Source organism: Sandaracinaceae bacterium (assembly GCA_016706685.1).
Classification (GTDB): domain Bacteria; phylum Myxococcota_A; class Polyangia; order Polyangiales; family Houyiibacteriaceae; genus JADJJE01.
Window position 1 is genome coordinate 325374 of the sequence record JADJJE010000011.1, and the last position, 16215, is coordinate 341588.

14 protein-coding genes are annotated in these 16215 nt (G+C 69.1%); 11 read left to right on the forward strand and 3 right to left on the reverse strand.

Features of this window, described 5'->3' with window-relative positions; genetic code table 11:
• Positions 1-13: 13 nt before the first annotated feature.
• The 8 genes from lysS to IPI43_14810 all read left to right on the forward strand — a co-directional run bounded on the left by lysS (position 14) and on the right by IPI43_14810 (position 10385).
• Entirely contained in the window at positions 14-1627 is a 1614-nt protein-coding gene (gene lysS / locus IPI43_14775; protein ID MBK7775369.1) for a lysine--tRNA ligase, read from the forward strand.
• A complete protein-coding gene (locus IPI43_14780; protein ID MBK7775370.1) occupies positions 1624-3243 on the forward strand; it encodes a hypothetical protein in 1620 nt (539 codons plus the stop codon). The genes lysS and IPI43_14780 overlap by 4 nt, the downstream gene beginning before the upstream one ends.
• Positions 3222-4172, forward strand: a complete 951-nt coding sequence (locus IPI43_14785) for an ABC transporter permease (protein ID MBK7775371.1) — start codon at positions 3222-3224, stop codon at positions 4170-4172. The genes IPI43_14780 and IPI43_14785 overlap by 22 nt, the downstream gene beginning before the upstream one ends.
• Complete coding sequence (locus tag IPI43_14790; protein MBK7775372.1) at positions 4165-4938, forward strand: ABC transporter ATP-binding protein; 774 nt, start codon at positions 4165-4167, stop codon at positions 4936-4938. The genes IPI43_14785 and IPI43_14790 overlap by 8 nt, the downstream gene beginning before the upstream one ends.
• 34 nt (positions 4939-4972) lie before the next feature.
• Complete coding sequence (bamA, locus tag IPI43_14795; protein ID MBK7775373.1) at positions 4973-7564, forward strand: outer membrane protein assembly factor BamA; 2592 nt, start codon at positions 4973-4975, stop codon at positions 7562-7564.
• A 105-nt stretch (positions 7565-7669) separates the two neighbouring features.
• Positions 7670-8218, forward strand: coding sequence for an OmpH family outer membrane protein (locus tag IPI43_14800; GenBank protein ID MBK7775374.1), 549 nt, complete (start codon positions 7670-7672; stop codon positions 8216-8218).
• Between the two features lie 45 nt (positions 8219-8263).
• Positions 8264-9718 carry a TolC family protein gene (locus IPI43_14805; GenBank protein MBK7775375.1) on the forward strand — a complete coding sequence of 485 codons (1455 nt, stop codon included), beginning with the start codon at positions 8264-8266 and terminating at the stop codon, positions 9716-9718.
• Positions 9719-9779: 61 nt separating this feature from the next.
• Positions 9780-10385: an ABC transporter substrate-binding protein gene (locus tag IPI43_14810; GenBank protein MBK7775376.1), complete on the forward strand. Its 606-nt coding sequence runs from the start codon at positions 9780-9782 to the stop codon at positions 10383-10385.
• A 23-nt stretch (positions 10386-10408) separates the two neighbouring features.
• On the opposite strand, the gene IPI43_14815 is transcribed toward IPI43_14810, so the two are convergent.
• Positions 10409-11125: a Crp/Fnr family transcriptional regulator gene (locus IPI43_14815; protein ID MBK7775377.1), complete on the reverse strand. Its 717-nt coding sequence runs from the start codon at positions 11123-11125 to the stop codon at positions 10409-10411.
• Positions 11126-11326: 201 nt separating this feature from the next.
• Here IPI43_14815 and IPI43_14820 point away from each other — a divergent pair, with 201 nt between their 5' ends.
• Genes IPI43_14820 through gmk form a run of 3 tightly spaced genes read left to right on the forward strand, consistent with a single transcriptional unit; the run spans position 11327 to position 13388 of the window.
• Positions 11327-11839, forward strand: a complete 513-nt coding sequence (locus IPI43_14820; GenBank protein MBK7775378.1) for a DUF507 family protein — start codon at positions 11327-11329, stop codon at positions 11837-11839.
• Positions 11840-11861: 22 nt separating this feature from the next.
• Positions 11862-12722 carry a YicC family protein gene (locus IPI43_14825; protein ID MBK7775379.1) on the forward strand — a complete coding sequence of 287 codons (861 nt, stop codon included), beginning with the start codon at positions 11862-11864 and terminating at the stop codon, positions 12720-12722.
• Positions 12723-12761: 39 nt separating this feature from the next.
• Positions 12762-13388 carry a guanylate kinase gene (gene gmk / locus IPI43_14830; GenBank protein MBK7775380.1) on the forward strand — a complete coding sequence of 209 codons (627 nt, stop codon included), beginning with the start codon at positions 12762-12764 and terminating at the stop codon, positions 13386-13388.
• A gap of 712 nt (positions 13389-14100) precedes the next feature.
• On the opposite strand, the gene radA is transcribed toward gmk, so the two are convergent.
• On the reverse strand, positions 14101-15477 hold the full coding sequence (radA, locus tag IPI43_14835) for a DNA repair protein RadA (GenBank protein ID MBK7775381.1): 1377 nt from the start codon (positions 15475-15477) through the stop codon (positions 14101-14103).
• Positions 15478-15561: 84 nt separating this feature from the next.
• The gene (locus tag IPI43_14840; GenBank protein MBK7775382.1) at positions 15562-16167 is read right to left on the reverse strand and encodes a hypothetical protein; all 606 of its coding nucleotides are present in this window, start codon (positions 16165-16167) and stop codon (positions 15562-15564) included.
• Positions 16168-16215: the final 48 nt, after the last annotated feature.

The window sequence follows — 16215 nt, forward strand, 5'->3', positions numbered from 1 at the left end:
GAGAGGAACGAAGTTGGCTACCGAGGATGATCTGAAGCTGGCCCGCAAGACGAAGGCCGACACGCTGAGCACGTTCGGCTCGCGCCCGTACCCCAACACGTTTCGGGTCACGCCGGAGCTGGAGGCCGAGCGCAAGCGTGTCCTCGAGCTGGCCAACGATCGCGAGAGCGGCGCCCGCGACGCGTTGCCGCTCGAAGAAGAGCTGGCTCCCGACGCGCCGCAGGTGCACCTGTTCGGGCGGGTCATGGCCAAGCGCGGCCCCTTCCTGGTCATCCGCACGCCCTATGGCGATGCCCAGGCCCTGGTGCGCAAGGAGGTGCTGGAGGAAGACGCCGCCGGGCAGCGCGAGGCCATGGACTTAGCCGACCACGTGGTGCTGCGCGGGCCGCTGGTGCGCACCAAGACGGGCGACCTGGCCGTGAGCGCGCGGCACTACGAGCACGTCACCAAGGCCATGCTGCCGCCGCCGGCCAAGTGGAACGGCCTCAAGGACGTGGAGAAGCGCTACCGCGAGCGCTACGTGGACCTGTGGGCCAACCCCGAGGTGGCGCAGGTGTTCCGCGCCCGCACGGTGATCGTGAAGGCCATGCGCCGGTTCCTGGACGAGCGTGACTTCCTCGAGGTGGAGACGCCGCTGCTGCACCCGCTGCGGGGCGGGGCCACGGCCAAGCCATTCCGCACGCACCACAACGCCCTGGACCTGAACCTCTTCCTGCGCATCGCGCCAGAGCTGTACCTGAAGCGCTTGCTGGTGGGCGGCTTCGACCGCGTGTACGAGCTGGGGCGCACCTTCCGCAACGAAGGCATCAGCACCAAGCACAACCCCGAGTTCACCATCCTCGAGTTCTACATGGCGTACGCCACCGTGGAAGACATGATGGACCTCACCGTGGACCTCTTCCGCTACGTGGACGCCATCGTCTGCGACACGTTCCCGGACCTCACGCGCGAGCGTGGCTTCGACCTGGTGTCGCCGTGGCCGCGCGTCCCCATGCGCCAGGCCATCGTGGACCGCATCACACGGGCTGGAAAGGGCGACATCCCCACCACGCGCTGGGCTGGCCGCTTGGACGCGAGCACGCTGAACGACCCAGCCGCGCTCGAAGCGCTGTTCGAGGCCATGGCCACGGACGCCGACGCGGTGACCGCCAAGCAGCTGCGCACGGCTTCTTCGCACGGCGAGCGAATCTTTCTGCTCTACGAGCTGTTGGTGGAGGCTGAGCTGCCCAAGCTCTACCGCAACGCCAGCGGCGAACAGAGCGTGCCCGTCTTCATCACCGAGTACCCCTTCGAGGTGTCGCCGCTGGCACGCCGCAGCGACGCCGACCCGGCGTTCACGGACCGCTTCGAGCTGTTCGTGGAGGGGCGCGAGGTGGCCAACGCCTTCAGCGAGCTGAACGACCCGGAGGACCAGGCCAGCCGCTTCGAGGGGCAACTCACGCGCCGTGAGCGCGGCGACGACGAGGCCATGGACTTCGACGCGGACTACATCCGCGCGCTGGCGCACGGCATGCCACCGGCCGCGGGCTTCGGCCTGGGCGTGGACCGCGTGGTCATGATGCTCACCGGCCAGTCTTCCATCCGCGACGTGCTGCTCTTCCCCCTGCTTCGGCCGGAGGGTGGGTGAGCAACGAGCGAGGCTTCGGCCCGGGCGCCGGGGTGGCGCTGGTCGGGGCGTGGTTGCTCAGCGCAGCCACCATCGCTGCATTCCTCACCAGCGCCACCTGGTACCGCCCGCTCAAGGACCACCCCGAGTGGTGGCTCCCGGCCGCAGTCGGCGCCGCGCTCGCGTTCTTGATCGAAGCCAGCATCGGCGCCTGGCTGTGGCGCCGTGCGCGCCGCCTCCCGCGCGGTGACCGTGGGCGCGTGCGCCTGCGCCTCGCCGGCATGATGACCACCGTGGACGGGCTGCTGGGCCCGCTGCTGGCCGGCGCCTTCGGCTACGCCACGTACGCCAACTTCCAGCGCCCGTTCACCCTGCGGGGCTCGTCCAGCGAGATGCTGCTCGCGTTCCCGTCCGACGTCGCGTCGGCGCTGCTCACGGCCTGGTACGTGCGCATGGGCTGGAGCGCGCTGCTGCTGGTGGTCACGCTCACCACGTGGTTCCTGCTGCGCGACCGCCTGCGGGCGCGGCTGTGGGTGCTGGGCGACGCGCTGGTGCTGCTGGGGCTCTTGGCCGTGACCGAGCGCGCTGGCAGCGGCCCCATGACCAGCGTCTACGCCATGGGTGGCGCGGCGCTGTTGTTCGTGGTGGTCAGCTTCGCCCTGCGCGACAACGACCGCGAGGTGGCGCTCTTGTCGCGCAGCGCCGTGGGTGTGGCGCTCGCCGGCGTCATCGTGTGGTCCTTCTTCAACCGCCCCATGCCACCGGGTGACCAACAGCTGGTGCTGGGCATCGCTCGCTTGGCAGGCGCCACCTGGGCGCTGGCCCGCTGCGTGGCGCGCATCACCCAGCCGCTGCTGCGCCTGGTGGAGAGCCTGGACTTCCGCGCGCTGGTCGCCGCGCGCCACCTGCGCGCCAAGAAGAGCGGCTTCCTGGCGTTCATCGCCACGCTCAGCATCATGGCCGTCACGCTCTCCACCTGCATGCTGTGCGTGGTCCTGAGCGTCATGGGCGGCTTCCGCAAAGACCTCAAGGACAAGATCCTGGGCAACCACGCGCACGTGGTGGTGGACGTGCCGCACGGCACCTTCACCGGCTGGCGGGCCACGCTGGACGCCACGCGCGTGCCCGGCGTGGTGGCCGCCACCCCGTACGTGCAGGGCGAGGTGATGGTCGGCAGCACCAGCAGCCGCGAGGGCGTGGTCATCCGCGGCATCGACACGGACACCATCTGCAGCGTCACGAGCCTGTGCGACAACATGTCGGCCGAGCGCGGGCGCGGCAGCCTGCGCTACCTGAACCACCCGGAAGAGCTGCTGGACCTCCCGGCCGACGAGCGCGGCTCGGTGCTGCCCATGGGCCTCGAGCGCGGCGGTCGTGGCATCGGCGCCGACGAAGAAGCCGAAGGGGCGCGGTGGCCGACCTCGAGGAGCTGCTGCGCGAGGACCTCGAGCGCGCCGCCCGCAACACGGACGACGAGCGCGGCAACGACATCGCCCTCGAACCCGCCCCCGCGCGGGAGCCGGCATCGGCGGCCCATGACGCGGCGTCGGACAGCGACGGAGAGCTGCGCCTCGAGCGTCCGGCGTCGCCCGAAGAGCGCGCGGCGGAGCGCGTGGTGGAAGCGCTCCGCGAGCTGAACGCCGAGCTGGACGAACCAAGCCCGGATGGCGCCGTGCAGCGCCGCGAGCGCCTGGCGCGCGACGGCGACAAGGTGGACGACGAGCACGACTTCCCCGCGCTGCGCAGCCCCTCCCCGCCGCAGCAGGTGCTCCCCGGCATCGTGGTGGGGCGCGAGCTGGCCCGCTCACTCCGCCTCTTCGTGGGCGACGACGTGGACGTCATCTCCCCGTTCGGCGAGCTGGGCCCCACCGGCCCGCTGCCCAAGGCGCGCCGCTTCCGCGTAGCCGGCATCTTCTACAGCGGCATGTACGAGTACGACATGAAGCTGGTCTACGTGACGCTCGAGGCGGCCCAGACCTTCCTGGCCACCGAGGACACCGTCACCGGCATCGAGATCAAGCTCGAGGAGTCCCGCGTGGACGACGCCCCGCGCGTGGCCACGGCCATCCGCACCGCCATCGACCGCAGCGATCTGCGCGTGGAGGACTGGCAGCAGCGCAACCGCAACCTCTTCGGCGCGCTGGCCCTCGAGAAGCTGGCCATGTTCCTGGTGCTGGGCATCGCCATCCTGATCGCCGGCTTCTGCGTGTTCGGCACGCTCACGCTCATGGTGCAGGAGAAGGCCCGCGAGGTCGGCATCCTCATGGCCATGGGCACCACGCGCGGCGACATCGTGCGGGTGTTCCTGCTGGAGGGCCTCTTCATCGGGCTCTTCGGCGCTGCGATGGGGCTGGGCCTCGGGTTCGACCTCTCGTTCGGCGCCGAGCACTTCGGCATCCGCATGAACCCCGAGGTCTACTACATCGATCGCCTGCCGGTTCACACCGACCCGGCCGAGTTCGGGCTGGTGGGGCTCGCCGCGATCGCCATCTGCACCCTCGCCACCATCTTTCCGGCCATCGTCGCCAGCCGAACGAGCCCCCTGGAGGCCCTGCGCCATGACTGACCCGAGCGAAGTGATCATCGAGGTGCGCGGCGTCACCAAGCGCTTCGACCAAGAGGGCACCACGGTGCAGGTGCTCAACGGCATCGACCTCGACATCCGCAACCGCGAGATGATCTGCATCCAGGGCCGCTCCGGTGCGGGCAAGAGCACCCTGCTGCACATCCTGGGCACGCTCGACCTGCCCACCACGGGCTCCGTCAGCTACCACGGCAAGGACGTCACGCGCTTCAACAGCCGGGAGCTGGCTGCTTTCCGCAACGCGACGATCGGCTTCGTCTTTCAATTCCACCACTTGCTGCCGGAGTTCGACGCCCTCGAGAACGTCATGATGCCCGGCCTGGTGCAGGGCCGGCCACGCCCTCCCCTGCGCAAGCGTGCGCAAGAGCTGCTGGACAGCGTGGGCCTCGGACACCGCGTCACGCATCGCCCCGGCGAGCTCTCGGGCGGTGAGCAGCAGCGCGTGGCGCTGGCCCGCGCGCTGGTCATGCGACCCAAGGTGATTCTCGCGGACGAGCCGACGGGCAACCTCGACACCACCACGAGCGACGCCATGTTCAAGCTGTTCTTCGAGCTGAACCGCGAGCTCGGGACCACCTTCGTGATCGTCACCCACTCCGACGACCTGGCCGAGCGCATGCCCCGCCGGATCGTCATGAGCGACGGCCTCATCGCGGGCGACCTTCGTCGTGAGCCGCCCGTCCGCGCATCCGCTGCGCCCCCCCCGGCCGACGCCGACGAGCCGGGAGCGACCCTTGACCCCCTGTGACCACGCAGGTATAGCCCGCCCGGACTTTCTGAACGTGCGTACCCTACTTGCCTCAGCCTGCCTGCTCGCGTGCTTGTTCGCGCCACTCGCGCCCTTCGCGCATGGGCAGGCGCAACCGCCGGTAGACGACGAGGAAGAACTCGACGAAGAGGCCCTCGACGAGGAGCTCGACGCCGAAGAAGAAGCCGACGAGGAGGCGCCCCCGCAGCTGGGCACCAACCCCTACGTCCAGGAAGAAGACGCAGACGAGGCCGTCGAGGTGGTGGGCGCCTGTCAGGGGCGGCGCATCATCCGCATCATGGTCGAGGGCATGCAGCGGGTCACCGCCGAGGACATCCTCGCGGGGATGCGGCTCGGCCGCGACATGCCGTGCAGCGACGTGGAGGTCACGCGTGACGCGCGCGCCCTCTGGGAGCTCGGCTTCTTCGACGACATCGTGATCGAGGCCGAGCCCGTGGGCGCCGGTGTCGTGTTGGTGGTCCGCGTGCGCGAGCGCCCCGAGATCCGCCACATCGTCTTCGAGGGCAACGACGAGGTGGACGACGACGACCTGACCGAGGAGATCACGCTGCGCGAGCGGCAGATCCTCTCCGCCAGCGAGGTGCGTGCCCAGGTCGCCAAGATCCGCGATCACTACGCTTCGGAGGGCTTCTTCCTGGCCCGCATCACCCACGAGGTGCTGCGCGTGGACGGAGACACCAACGAGGTGGACGTCGTCTTCCGCATCGACGAGGGCCCAGAGGTCAAGGTCCGGCGCATCACCATCGTCGGCAACGACAACATCTCCACCTCGGACCTGCACGGCATCATGGCCACGGGCGAGACGGGCTTCTTCTCGTTCATCTCCAGCAACAACACGTTCGACCGCGAGAAGTTCGACGAGGACATGGTGCGGTTGCAGGCCTGGTACTACGACCAGGGCTACCTCGCCATGGCCGTGGGCTCGGCCCGCGTGGAGCTCACCGCCGACCGCGAGTTCATCGACATCACCATCCCGGTGGACGAGGGGCCGCGCTTCCGCATCGGCGAGATCACGGTGCGCGAGCTGGACGCCAACGGCGAGGCCATCGAGACGCTTCGCCCCGCGTCGGAGATGCGCGAAGAGATCGACCTCGACCGGGGTGACTGGTTCAACCGCACCTCCATCGCGAACGGCCTCATGGAGATCCAGCGCGAGTACCGCGACGTGGGTTACGCCCGCGTCGAGGTGGAGCCGGAGACGGACCTCGACGAAGACGAGCGCATCGTCGACCTCACGCTCACCATCAACCGCGGCCCGCTCGTGCGCATCGAGCGCATCGTCATCGCCGGCAACACCAAGACGCGCGACCGAGTCATCCGCCGCGAGTTCCAGATCCTGGAGGGCGACCTCTACAGCCAGACCCTCATCGAGCGCAGCCGAACGTTCATCAACGCCCTCGGCTACTTCGAGCGCGTGGACTTCAGCGAGGAAGAGGGCTCGAGCCCCGAGCTGATGGTGCTCAACGTGGAGGTGGCCGAGCGCGCGACCGGCACGTTCCAGGTGGGCGCAGGCTTCTCCTCCATCGAGCGCTTCATCATCACGGCGCAGATCCAGCAGCAGAACCTGTTCGGTCGCGGCCAGAGCCTCTCGCTGCAGGTGCAGCTCAGCGGCATCCGCCAGCAGTTCCAGCTCAACTTCGTGGAGCCCTGGTTCCTGGACTCGCGCTGGACCCTGGGCGTCAACGCCTTCTACACGGTGCAGCAGCGCCTGAGCTTCAACCAGGCGTCCACCGGCGGTGGCCTCACCCTCGGTCACCCCGTGTTGGACCCGCGCCTGCGCTTCTTCGTGAACTACGGCCTCGAGCACGTCGCCATCACCGCGCGCACCGGCGGCTTCTTCGGCAACACCAACGCCACGGGCTTCAACCAGTTCCAGGACCTCGGCCTCTTCGGCCAGTTCCGAGACGGCATCACCAGCTCCATTCGGCTCTCGCTCACGTGGGACTCGCGCGACAACCGCCAGTTCGCGTCCAACGGTGTCTACTGGAACTGGTCCACCGAGGTGGCCGACCGCTTCCTCGGCTCGGACAACGTCTTCGTCCGGCACACGGCCTTCGCCCGCTTCTACAAGAACATCTTCGGGCCCTTCGTGCTGAAGCTCAACCTCGAGTGGGGCCTCATCACCTCGCGCGACGCCGACGGTGTGCCCCTCTTCGAGCGCTTCTACCTGGGCGGCATCTTCAACGTGCGCGGCTACCGCCTGTTCAGCCTCGGGCCCCGCGCTGGCATCCTCGACAACCCGAACGGCTCACCCGCATCGTCCCGAGGTGCCGATGGCCGCGTCGTGGGCGGCAACATGCAGGCGTTCTACCAGCTGGAGCTGGAGTTCCCCATCGTGGAGTCCGTGGGCATCCGCGGCGTGATCTTCACCGACGGCGGCAACGCGTGGAACCTCGAGTCCCGCCTGTGCGAGGCCCCTTCGGTGAGCAACGACGTCACCAGTGATCTCTGCGGCTTCAACCCCGCCATCCGCACCTCGTGGGGCTTCGGCTTCCGCTGGTTCTCGCCCCTCGGCCCGCTCCGCTTCGAGTGGGGTGTGCCCATCAACCGCCGCCCCTGGGAGTCCAAGATCGACTTCCAGTTCAACATCGGCAACAGCTTCTGACCCCAAACTTGGGACGAATGAATCCGCAGACCGGATGTTCGTCCACCAACGGCTTGACCATGCCACTCGGCACGGCTAGCTAGCGTCATCGATAAAGGACTGGGAATGAACCTCCAGCGTCACGCCATCACCCTTGCAGCCGCTCTTCTGGTCTCCGTCGTCACGCCCGACGTGGAGGCTCAGGTCCGCGTCGCCGTGGTCGACCTCCAGGAGGCCTTGAACGAGACCGACGACGGTCGCCAGGCCAAGCGTCGCCTCAAGACCCTCTTCCGCCGCCGCCAGAAGGCGCTGGACGCTGCTCAGAACAAGCTGAAGCAGATGGCCGAGGACATCGAGAAGCAGAAGGCCGTGCTCAGCCGTGAGGCGCTGCAGGCGCGCATGGAGGAGTACCAGAAGGCCCTCATCGAGCTGCAGTCGCAGTACATGGAGTACCAGCAGGAGCTCGCCACCAAGGAGGCGCAGCTCACCAAGCGCATCCTGGACCGCATGCGCGAGATCCTCCAGGGCATCGGTCGCGCCGACAACTACACCATCATCATCGAGGCCAACGAGGGTGGCGTCATTTGGGCCCAGCCCAGCCTCGACCTCACCCAGCGCCTGATCACCGAGTACAACGCGGGTGGTGGTGCGGGTGCGGCCGCAGACGACGAGTGAGCCGCGGGCGTGCGGGTCGCGCCTGACCGGTGTACAAACGTGGCCGTGACGCGCCACACCCAGCCAACGCCGCCGAATGTGCTCGCAACGCACCGGCGGCGTTTGCGTGTGGGAACCCTGGGTGTACTGGGGCTCGCCGCTGGCCTGGCCCTGCCCATGCTGTCGGGCTCGGGGGCCGTGGCTCAGCGCCAGGACGCCCCCACGGGCTTGCACACGCTGGCCCAGCTCACCCAGGCCGCCTCGCAGCACAACCCGGGCGTGCGCGCCACGGATCACGCCATCACGGCGGCCGACGCGCGGCTCGACGAGATCCGCCTGTCGCCCTTCTTCCAGTTCACGGTCACCGGTGGAGTCGCCGTGGCTCCCAGCGCGCAGGGCACCCCCACCTACAGCCCGGACTCGCAGCTGCCGCTGGGCAACCCGTGGCGGCCCATCCTCAGCGTCGAGGTGGAGGGCGCCATCCCGCTCTACACGTTCGGCAAGATCATCAACGCGCGCCGCGCTGGGGAGGCCGGCGTGCGCGCCGCCGGGCACGACCGTGAGCGCACGCTGGCGCAGACGCACTACGACGTGCGCCGCGCCTACTTCGCGCTGCAGCTCGCGCTGGACGTGAAGCAGATGCTGTCGGAGGGCCTCGGGCGCCTCGAGAACGCCGTCGAGACGTTGGACGAGCAGCTGGCCAACGACGAGCCCGGCGCCAACCCCATGGACGCATACCGCCTGGCCGCCGCGCTGGCGGAGGTGCGCGCGCGCGACTCCGAGATCGAGCGGCTGGCCACCTCGTCGCAGGCAGCGCTCGAGACGCTCACGGGTGTGCGTGCGCTGCAAATCCCCGACTGCCCCATCGCGCGGGTCGCGGTGGACCTGGCCGACGTGGGCGACTACATCGCCGAGGCCCACGGCCACCGGCCCGAGCTGGGCATGCTGGACGCGGCGCTGGCGGCTCGGCGCGCGGAGCTGAACATCCACCGGGCGCGCTTCTTTCCGGACCTGGCGCTGGCGCTGCGGGCTTCGTACAGCTGGGGCCCCGGCATCACGGACATCCGCAACCCCTTCATTCGCGACCCCGCCAACACGCAGTCGCTGGGAGCGGCGCTGGTGATGCGCTGGGAGCTCGACTTCGCCGGCGCGTTCCACCGCACGCGACGCGCCGAGGCCCAGGTCGCCCAGCTCGAGGCCCTGGACGAGCAGGCGCGCGACGGCATCCGCCTCGAGGTCATCGCCACCTACGAGCAGCTGCTGGACGCCGACCGTCGCGAGGTGGCCTGGGCCGACGGCGAGCGCCAGACCCGCAGCTGGTTCGTGGCGGCCGGCCAGGCTTATCAGGTGGGCACCATCGAGCCGCGTGAGCTGGTGGACGCCATGAAGGCGTACTTCACCAACCGATTCAACCACCTCGAGGCGCTGCGCGAGTTCAACACGGCGGCGGCGGCCCTCGAGCGCGTCACCGGCACCCAGCTCGTCGCGCCCGACGCCTGGGAGCAGTCCTGCGCCGAATAATCCCGGCAACCAGGCGTCGAAGACCACGACACCAGGGGGCAGCCCCCACTCGGAGACCTTCATGATGCAACGACGACGCTTCCTCCTGCTTGCCGCGCTCAGCACCCTGCTCCTCGCGGGCGTGGTCCCCGCGGCAGCCGATGCCCAGGCCAACCCGGCCGAGGCGCAAGCGTTCTTGACCGAGCGTCACGAGGCGCTCCGCACCCTGTTCGCCCAGCGGGCCAGCGCCACGCGCAACCAGCGCCTGTCCACCTTGGTCAGCGAGCTGCTGGACCTCGAAGAGCTCTCGCGTCAGGCGCTGCGCGACCACTGGGACACGCGCACCCCCGCGCAGCGCGAGGAGTTCGTGAGCCTGCTCCGCCAGCTGGTCCAGGAGCAGTACGAGCGCAACCTCGAGCGCACCATGAACTACACCGTCACGTACGACGGCGCCGACGTGCGTGGGCAAGTGGTCACCGTGCGCACCCTGGCCAGCTCGGCCAGCAATCGCCGCGCTCCGGCGGTCAGCATCGACTACCAGATGGTGAAGGTGGGCAACACCTGGCGCGTGTTCGACATCAGCACGGACGGCGTCAGCCTGGTCCGCAACTACCGCACGCAGTTCAACCGCATCATCGAGCGTGAGGGCTGGGACGCGCTCATCGCCCGCATGCGCGAGCGGCTCTGACCTTCACGCAATGACGAGGCAGCTCACGGGGCTGCGGTGGCCGTCGCACGCTGCCGCAGCCCTGCTGCGTCTCGCACCACGATACGCCGGTGATCCGTGTCGATGATGCCGTCGCGCTTCAGCACGCCGAGCACCAGGGTGACCGTCTCGCGTGTGGCCCCCACGTACTCCGCGATCTCGATGTGCGTGAACTTCTCGCCGATGAGCACCCCGCGCGACTCGGGGATGCCGTGGCGCTCGGCGGCCTGGGCGACGAAGTCCGCCACGCGCGCTTCCACCGTGCGCGTGAGCACCGCGGTGAGGCGGTCTTCCACCTGGCGCCGGCGCGTGTTCTGGACGTGCAGCAGCGCGAGGGCCACCGAGGTGTGCTCCTCGATCAGGCGCTGCATGGTTGTCAGCGGAACGCGCAGGGCGTCCAGCTCACCGAGCACCAGGAGCTCCACGTCCTCGTTCTCATCGCTGAGGAAACCCTCTCCGTAGACCTCGCCAGGGCCCACGTAGTGCAGCGTCACGATTCGTGACCCGATGGTCCGAACCAGACGTGCCCGTCCTGCCCCGACCACGAACAGGCCGCGGAGCATTCCTGTGCGGGCGCGCTTGCGCTCGAGGCGGGTGGGCTGGCTCGCGAGGGCTAGCTCGCTGAGGACCGTCTCGGGGAGCCCTCGGAACACCGCACAGCGCTGCAGAAGCTCGCGACGGGGGTTCGGGGTGTCCGATAGGCTGACTGCGTTGAGTGACAAAGCCGGCATTCCACCTGTCATTCTAACCACAGAAGAATATTTCAGTCAAATGCCGTCTCCATTGGGCGTCAATTATACCCACGTTCCGACTCCCAGCTGCGCCCGGAGAGCCGTGACAGGTTGACCCTAACCCTCGCTAGCGCTAGCGTTTTCGCCCCGGCAGGCCCCCCTCGGCCGCCTCGCGCACGGAGCCCCTCGAGCATGCGACTGTACAGCGGCAAGATTCCCCTCATCGCCGACGAGATCGTCCGGACCCTCGTGAAAGAGGAGATGATCGAGACCAGCGCCGCGGAAGAGGTGGTGCTGGACATGGTGGCGGTGCTCAAGGAGTTCTCGCGCCGCGACCGCCAGGTGCTGGACGAGGCCAAGCGCCGCATGGAGCTGCAGGGGCTCAGCTACTCGATGCTGGGCAAGATCAAGCAGCGCGTGGCGAAGGAGATGTCCTTCCCGGTCCCCGAAGAGGCCCTGCCCTACCTGGTGGACCAGCTGCTCAACATGCTGTTCCACAGCAGCCAGGTGGAAGAGGTGTTCGCCGACGACGCAGTCATCCGCAAGGCGCTCGTGCCCATCTTGAACGCGCACACCAACGTGGAGAGCGAGCTGGACCGCGAGGTGCGCTCCAAGATCAAGAACCTGGCCGAGGGCACCGCGTCGTTCGAGATCGAGTATCAGCGCGTCATGGAGCAGATGAAGTCCAAGAAGGGGCTCTCCTGAGCTGAGCGTCGGCCTACGCAGCATGACCGGTTACGGCGCGGGCAAGACGCTCGCTGCCGGCCGTGAGCTGCAGGTGGAGCTGCGCGCCGTGAATCACCGCTTCCTGGACACGCGCGTGCGCATGCCCAACGCCCTCGGCGGGCTGGTGGGCGTGGTGGAGGAGGTGCTCAAGAAGCGCTGCGAGCGCGGCCGCATCGAGGCCTACGTGAGCCACGCTCAGGCGCGCACGGACGCCGGCATCGACCTGACCCGCGCCGAGGCGGCGCTGCGCGCGCTGGCCGCCCTGCGCGACCGTGTGTGCCCCGAGGAGCCGCTGCCCACCGCGCTCCTGGCCGGGCTGCCAGGGCTGTTCGCGGACGACGACGCGCTGGACCTCGACGCCGTGCGGGACGCCCTGGTGACGGCCACCGAGCTGGCGTGCGACGCCCTCGAGCAGAGCCGGCTCGTGGAGGGCGCCGAGCTCCAGCGCGACCTGAGCGCCCTCTTCGCCCAGGTGGACGGGCTGCTCAGCAGCATCGAGGCCGAGCGCCCCGCCCTGGTGGCGCGCCACGAGCAACGCCTGCGCGAGCGGCTCACGCGCGCCATCGAGGAGCACCAGCTCACCCTGGACACGGCGCGCCTCACCACGGAGGTGGCGATCTTCGTGGACCGCAGCGACGTGGCCGAAGAGCTCGCCCGCCTGCGCGCCCACGTGGCTCACTTCCAGGCCACGCTGGCCGCCGGTGGCGCCGTGGGACGCAAGCTGGACTTCCTCACCCAGGAGCTGTTTCGCGAGGCCAACACGCTCGGCACCAAGACCCCCGACGTGACCATCACGCACCTGGTGGTGGAGCTCAAGACCACGCTCGAGCGCATCCGCGAGCAGGTCCAGAACGCGCTGTAGTGCGCGCTCCAGCGTTGTTGCGTGTCACAGCCTTGTGCGATAACCACGGCCGTGGCTGACGTCCTCCTGCTCATCCTCAGCTCGCCCTCCGGGGCCGGCAAAACCACCCTCACGCGGCGGCTCTTGAACGACAAGACCATCACGTTCCGCTTCTCGGTGTCGCACACCACGCGGAAGCCGCGGGCCAACGAGGTGCACGGGCAGGACTACCACTTCACGGACGAGGCCACCTTCCGCGAGATGTCGGGCCAGGGGCTGTTCGCCGAGTGGGCCTACGTGCACGGCAACTACTACGGCACCTCCGTGGCCGAGATCGAGCGCGCCAAGGGCGAGGGCGCCGGCGTGCTGCTGTTCGACATCGACTACCAGGGCGCGCGCCAGATCCGCGCCAAGTTCCCCGAAGCCGTGGGCGTGTTCATCCTGCCGCCCTCCATGGAAGAGCTGCGCGCCCGCCTCGAAGGCCGCGGCTCAGAAGACGCCGACACCATCAATCGCCGCTTCGCCAAGGCCCAAACCGAGATCGAGCACTACCCGTTCTTCGACTACATCGTGGTCAACAAGGACATCAACGTGGCCGAGGCCGAGCTGCGCGGCATCATCTATGCGGAGCGCTGCCGGCGGTCGCGGCTGGCGCCAGAGGCCGAGGCGCTGCTGCCGAAGCCGTAGGCGACACTGGTCCTCCGTTGTCGTGATCGTTGTCGGCGACGGCGACGGAGAACCCAATCGCCACCGACCCCGATACCGCTCGTCCTGAACGGCGCCCAGCCCGCGACCCAAGTGACTCTCATCGTCGCCGTCGCCGACAACGCCCACGTCTATCGACTCATCACAAGTTCGTCGGGGCAGTCCGAGGCCGAGTGGATTCTGCAGGTTCCGTTCTGGGCCTTATTTCAAGGCACTTTTGGCGCCCCGGCTTGAAAAGCCGGGGCAGCGGGTCCTGGGCCTCGCTCCGGGGACAAGTCCTCCCTCCGAGGGAGGACTCAGCTTGGGTGGACTAGAGGAGCTCGAGGTGGCTGGCTGTGGAGGGTTTGAGGCCCGTCGAGGCCTCGAAGGCCTCATGGTTGGTCGTGACTTGCCAAACCCACCCGCCTTGGAACGACTACTCGATGAGTAGGCAGCTCGGATCTCGCCCAGCAGATGATCTCGAGGCTCAACACTTTACCAGCTTCCGAGGCTGAGTCCTCCCTTGGAGGGAGGACTTGTCCCCGAAGCGAGGCGAAGGTCCCGCTGCCCCGGCTTTCAAGCCGGGGCGCCCAAGTGCCTTGACACAAGCCGCTTCCGGCCCAGCGAGAGTCGGCCAGGGTCCTTGGGACGGCTCCGGTGACCATGGCCGAACTTGTGATGAGTCGTTAGACGCCCACGTCCACGTCCACGTGGGTTACCCCAGCGCGGCCTCGATGGCCGCCTCGAGCGTGCGCACCGCCACGATCTCCACCCCAGCGCGCTCGGCCGGCAGCAGCCGCTCGGCGTTCAACGCCGGCATGATCACCCGGCGGAAGCCCAGCTTGCGGGCCTCGGCCACGCGCTGGGCGGCCAGCTGCACGGCGCGGATCTCCCCGGCCAGGCCAATCTCGCCGAAGATGGCGAAGTCCCCCGGCACGGGCCGGTCACGGAAGCTGCTGACGGTAGCCACGGCCAAGGCCAAGTCGAGGGCGCGCTCGTCCACGCGCACGCCGCCGGCGATGCTGGCAAAGACATCGCGGTCGAGCACGTGCAGGCCGGCGCGGCGCTCGAGCACGGCCAGCAGGATGGCCAGGCGGTTGGCGTCCACGCCGGAGGCCACGCGGCGCGGGGCGCCGTAGGCGGCGGGGGCCACCAGCGCTTGCACCTCCACCAGCAAGGGCCGGCTGCCCTCGGCGGTGGGCACGATGACCGAGCCCGACGCGTTGGACGAGCGCTCTGCCAGGAACAGCGCGCTCGGGTCCGGCACCTCGCGCAGGCCCTCTTCCACCATCTCGAAGACGCCCACCTCGTTGGCGGCGCCGAAGCGGTTCTTGGTGGCGCGGATGATGCGGAACGCGTGGCTGCGGTCGCCCTCGAACGAGAGCACGGTGTCCACCAAGTGCTCCAGCAGCTTGGGCCCTGCGATGGCGCCGTCTTTGGTGACGTGACCGATCAGGATGAGGCTGATGCCCTCTTGCTTGGCCAGCTCCACCAGCCGCGCGGTGACCTCGCGCAGCTGCGTGACGCTGCCCGCCGACGAGCCCAGCTCCGTGGAGCGCAGCACCTGGATGGAGTCGATGACGGCCACCACCGGGCGGTCGCGCCGCAGCGCAGCCTCGGACTCCTCGAGCTCCGTGGTGGCCAGGATGTGGATCTCGTCCACGCCCGGGATGCCCAGGCGCCGGGCGCGCAGGGCCACCTGGGCGGCGGACTCCTCGCCGGTGATGTAGAGCGCGCTGTGCCCTTGGGCAGCGAGCGCCGCGAACGCCTGCATCACCAGGGTGGACTTGCCGATGCCCGGCTCGCCGCCCAGCAGCACCACGCCGCCCGCCACTGGACCGCCGCCGAGGGCCCGGTCGAACTCCGAGATGCCCGTGGGGATGCGCCGCGCGTCGTCCGCCTGGATGTCCTTGAGCTTGCGCGGGCGCGCCTTCTCGGTGCCGCCCACGGGGCTGCGGGCCGCCGTGGGCGCCACCCGCTCTTCCTCGAGGGTGTTCCACTCGCCGCAGCCCAGGCAGCGGCCCATCCAGCGTGACGCCGTGTGCCCGCAGGCGCGGCACACGAACGCAGTCTTGATCGAAGGTTTCTTCACGAGCGGCTTGTCGACGCGAGCGGGCGAGAGTTGCGTGCAGCGCTGCAAGCCCACTGGGCGAGAGCGCGCACGCGGGACTCTGCGTCAGCTCTCGCTGTTGTCCACCGTGACGGCGCCCGGCTCCGAGCCGCCCTCGTCCGCCGTGACGGCCTCGGAGTCGGCGCTCTCGGCGGACGCTTCAGGCGCCTCTTCAGCGGCAGCAGCGGCTGCCACACGAGCCGCATGCGAGGCGTCGAGGCGCTCGGTCAGGATCTTGCGCAGGGCCGACAGGTCGAAGCGCGCCGGGCGCTCGTCCTGGCCCATCTTCGCCACCTCTTCCACGATCTGGTCGGCGTGCCAGCGGGGCCGCTCCGGCACGGCCAGGCGCTCACCCAGCTCGGCCAGGGCCACCTTCTCCTCGTCGGAGATGTCGCCGTCGAGGCGCGTCATCCACGAGGCCACGGCGTAGACGAACAGGCGGTCCGCCTTGGTCATCTTCGAGCGGTCGATGACGTCGAGCGCCACGGGCTCCTTGCAGGCCGCCTCGATCTCGGCGATCTCGTCCAGCTCCAGCCCCACCTCCACGGCGGCGCTCACGATGGCGTCGGCCTCGTTGGGGTCCAGGTGGCCGTCGGCCCAGCCGATGGCAGCCAGGGCCAGGAACACATCCCGACCCATGGCCGGCGCCTCTGCGTTTTCCGCTTCGCTCATGTCTGTGGCTTCCTCACGGTCCGGCAAGTTCGGACCAGCGCCGTTGTA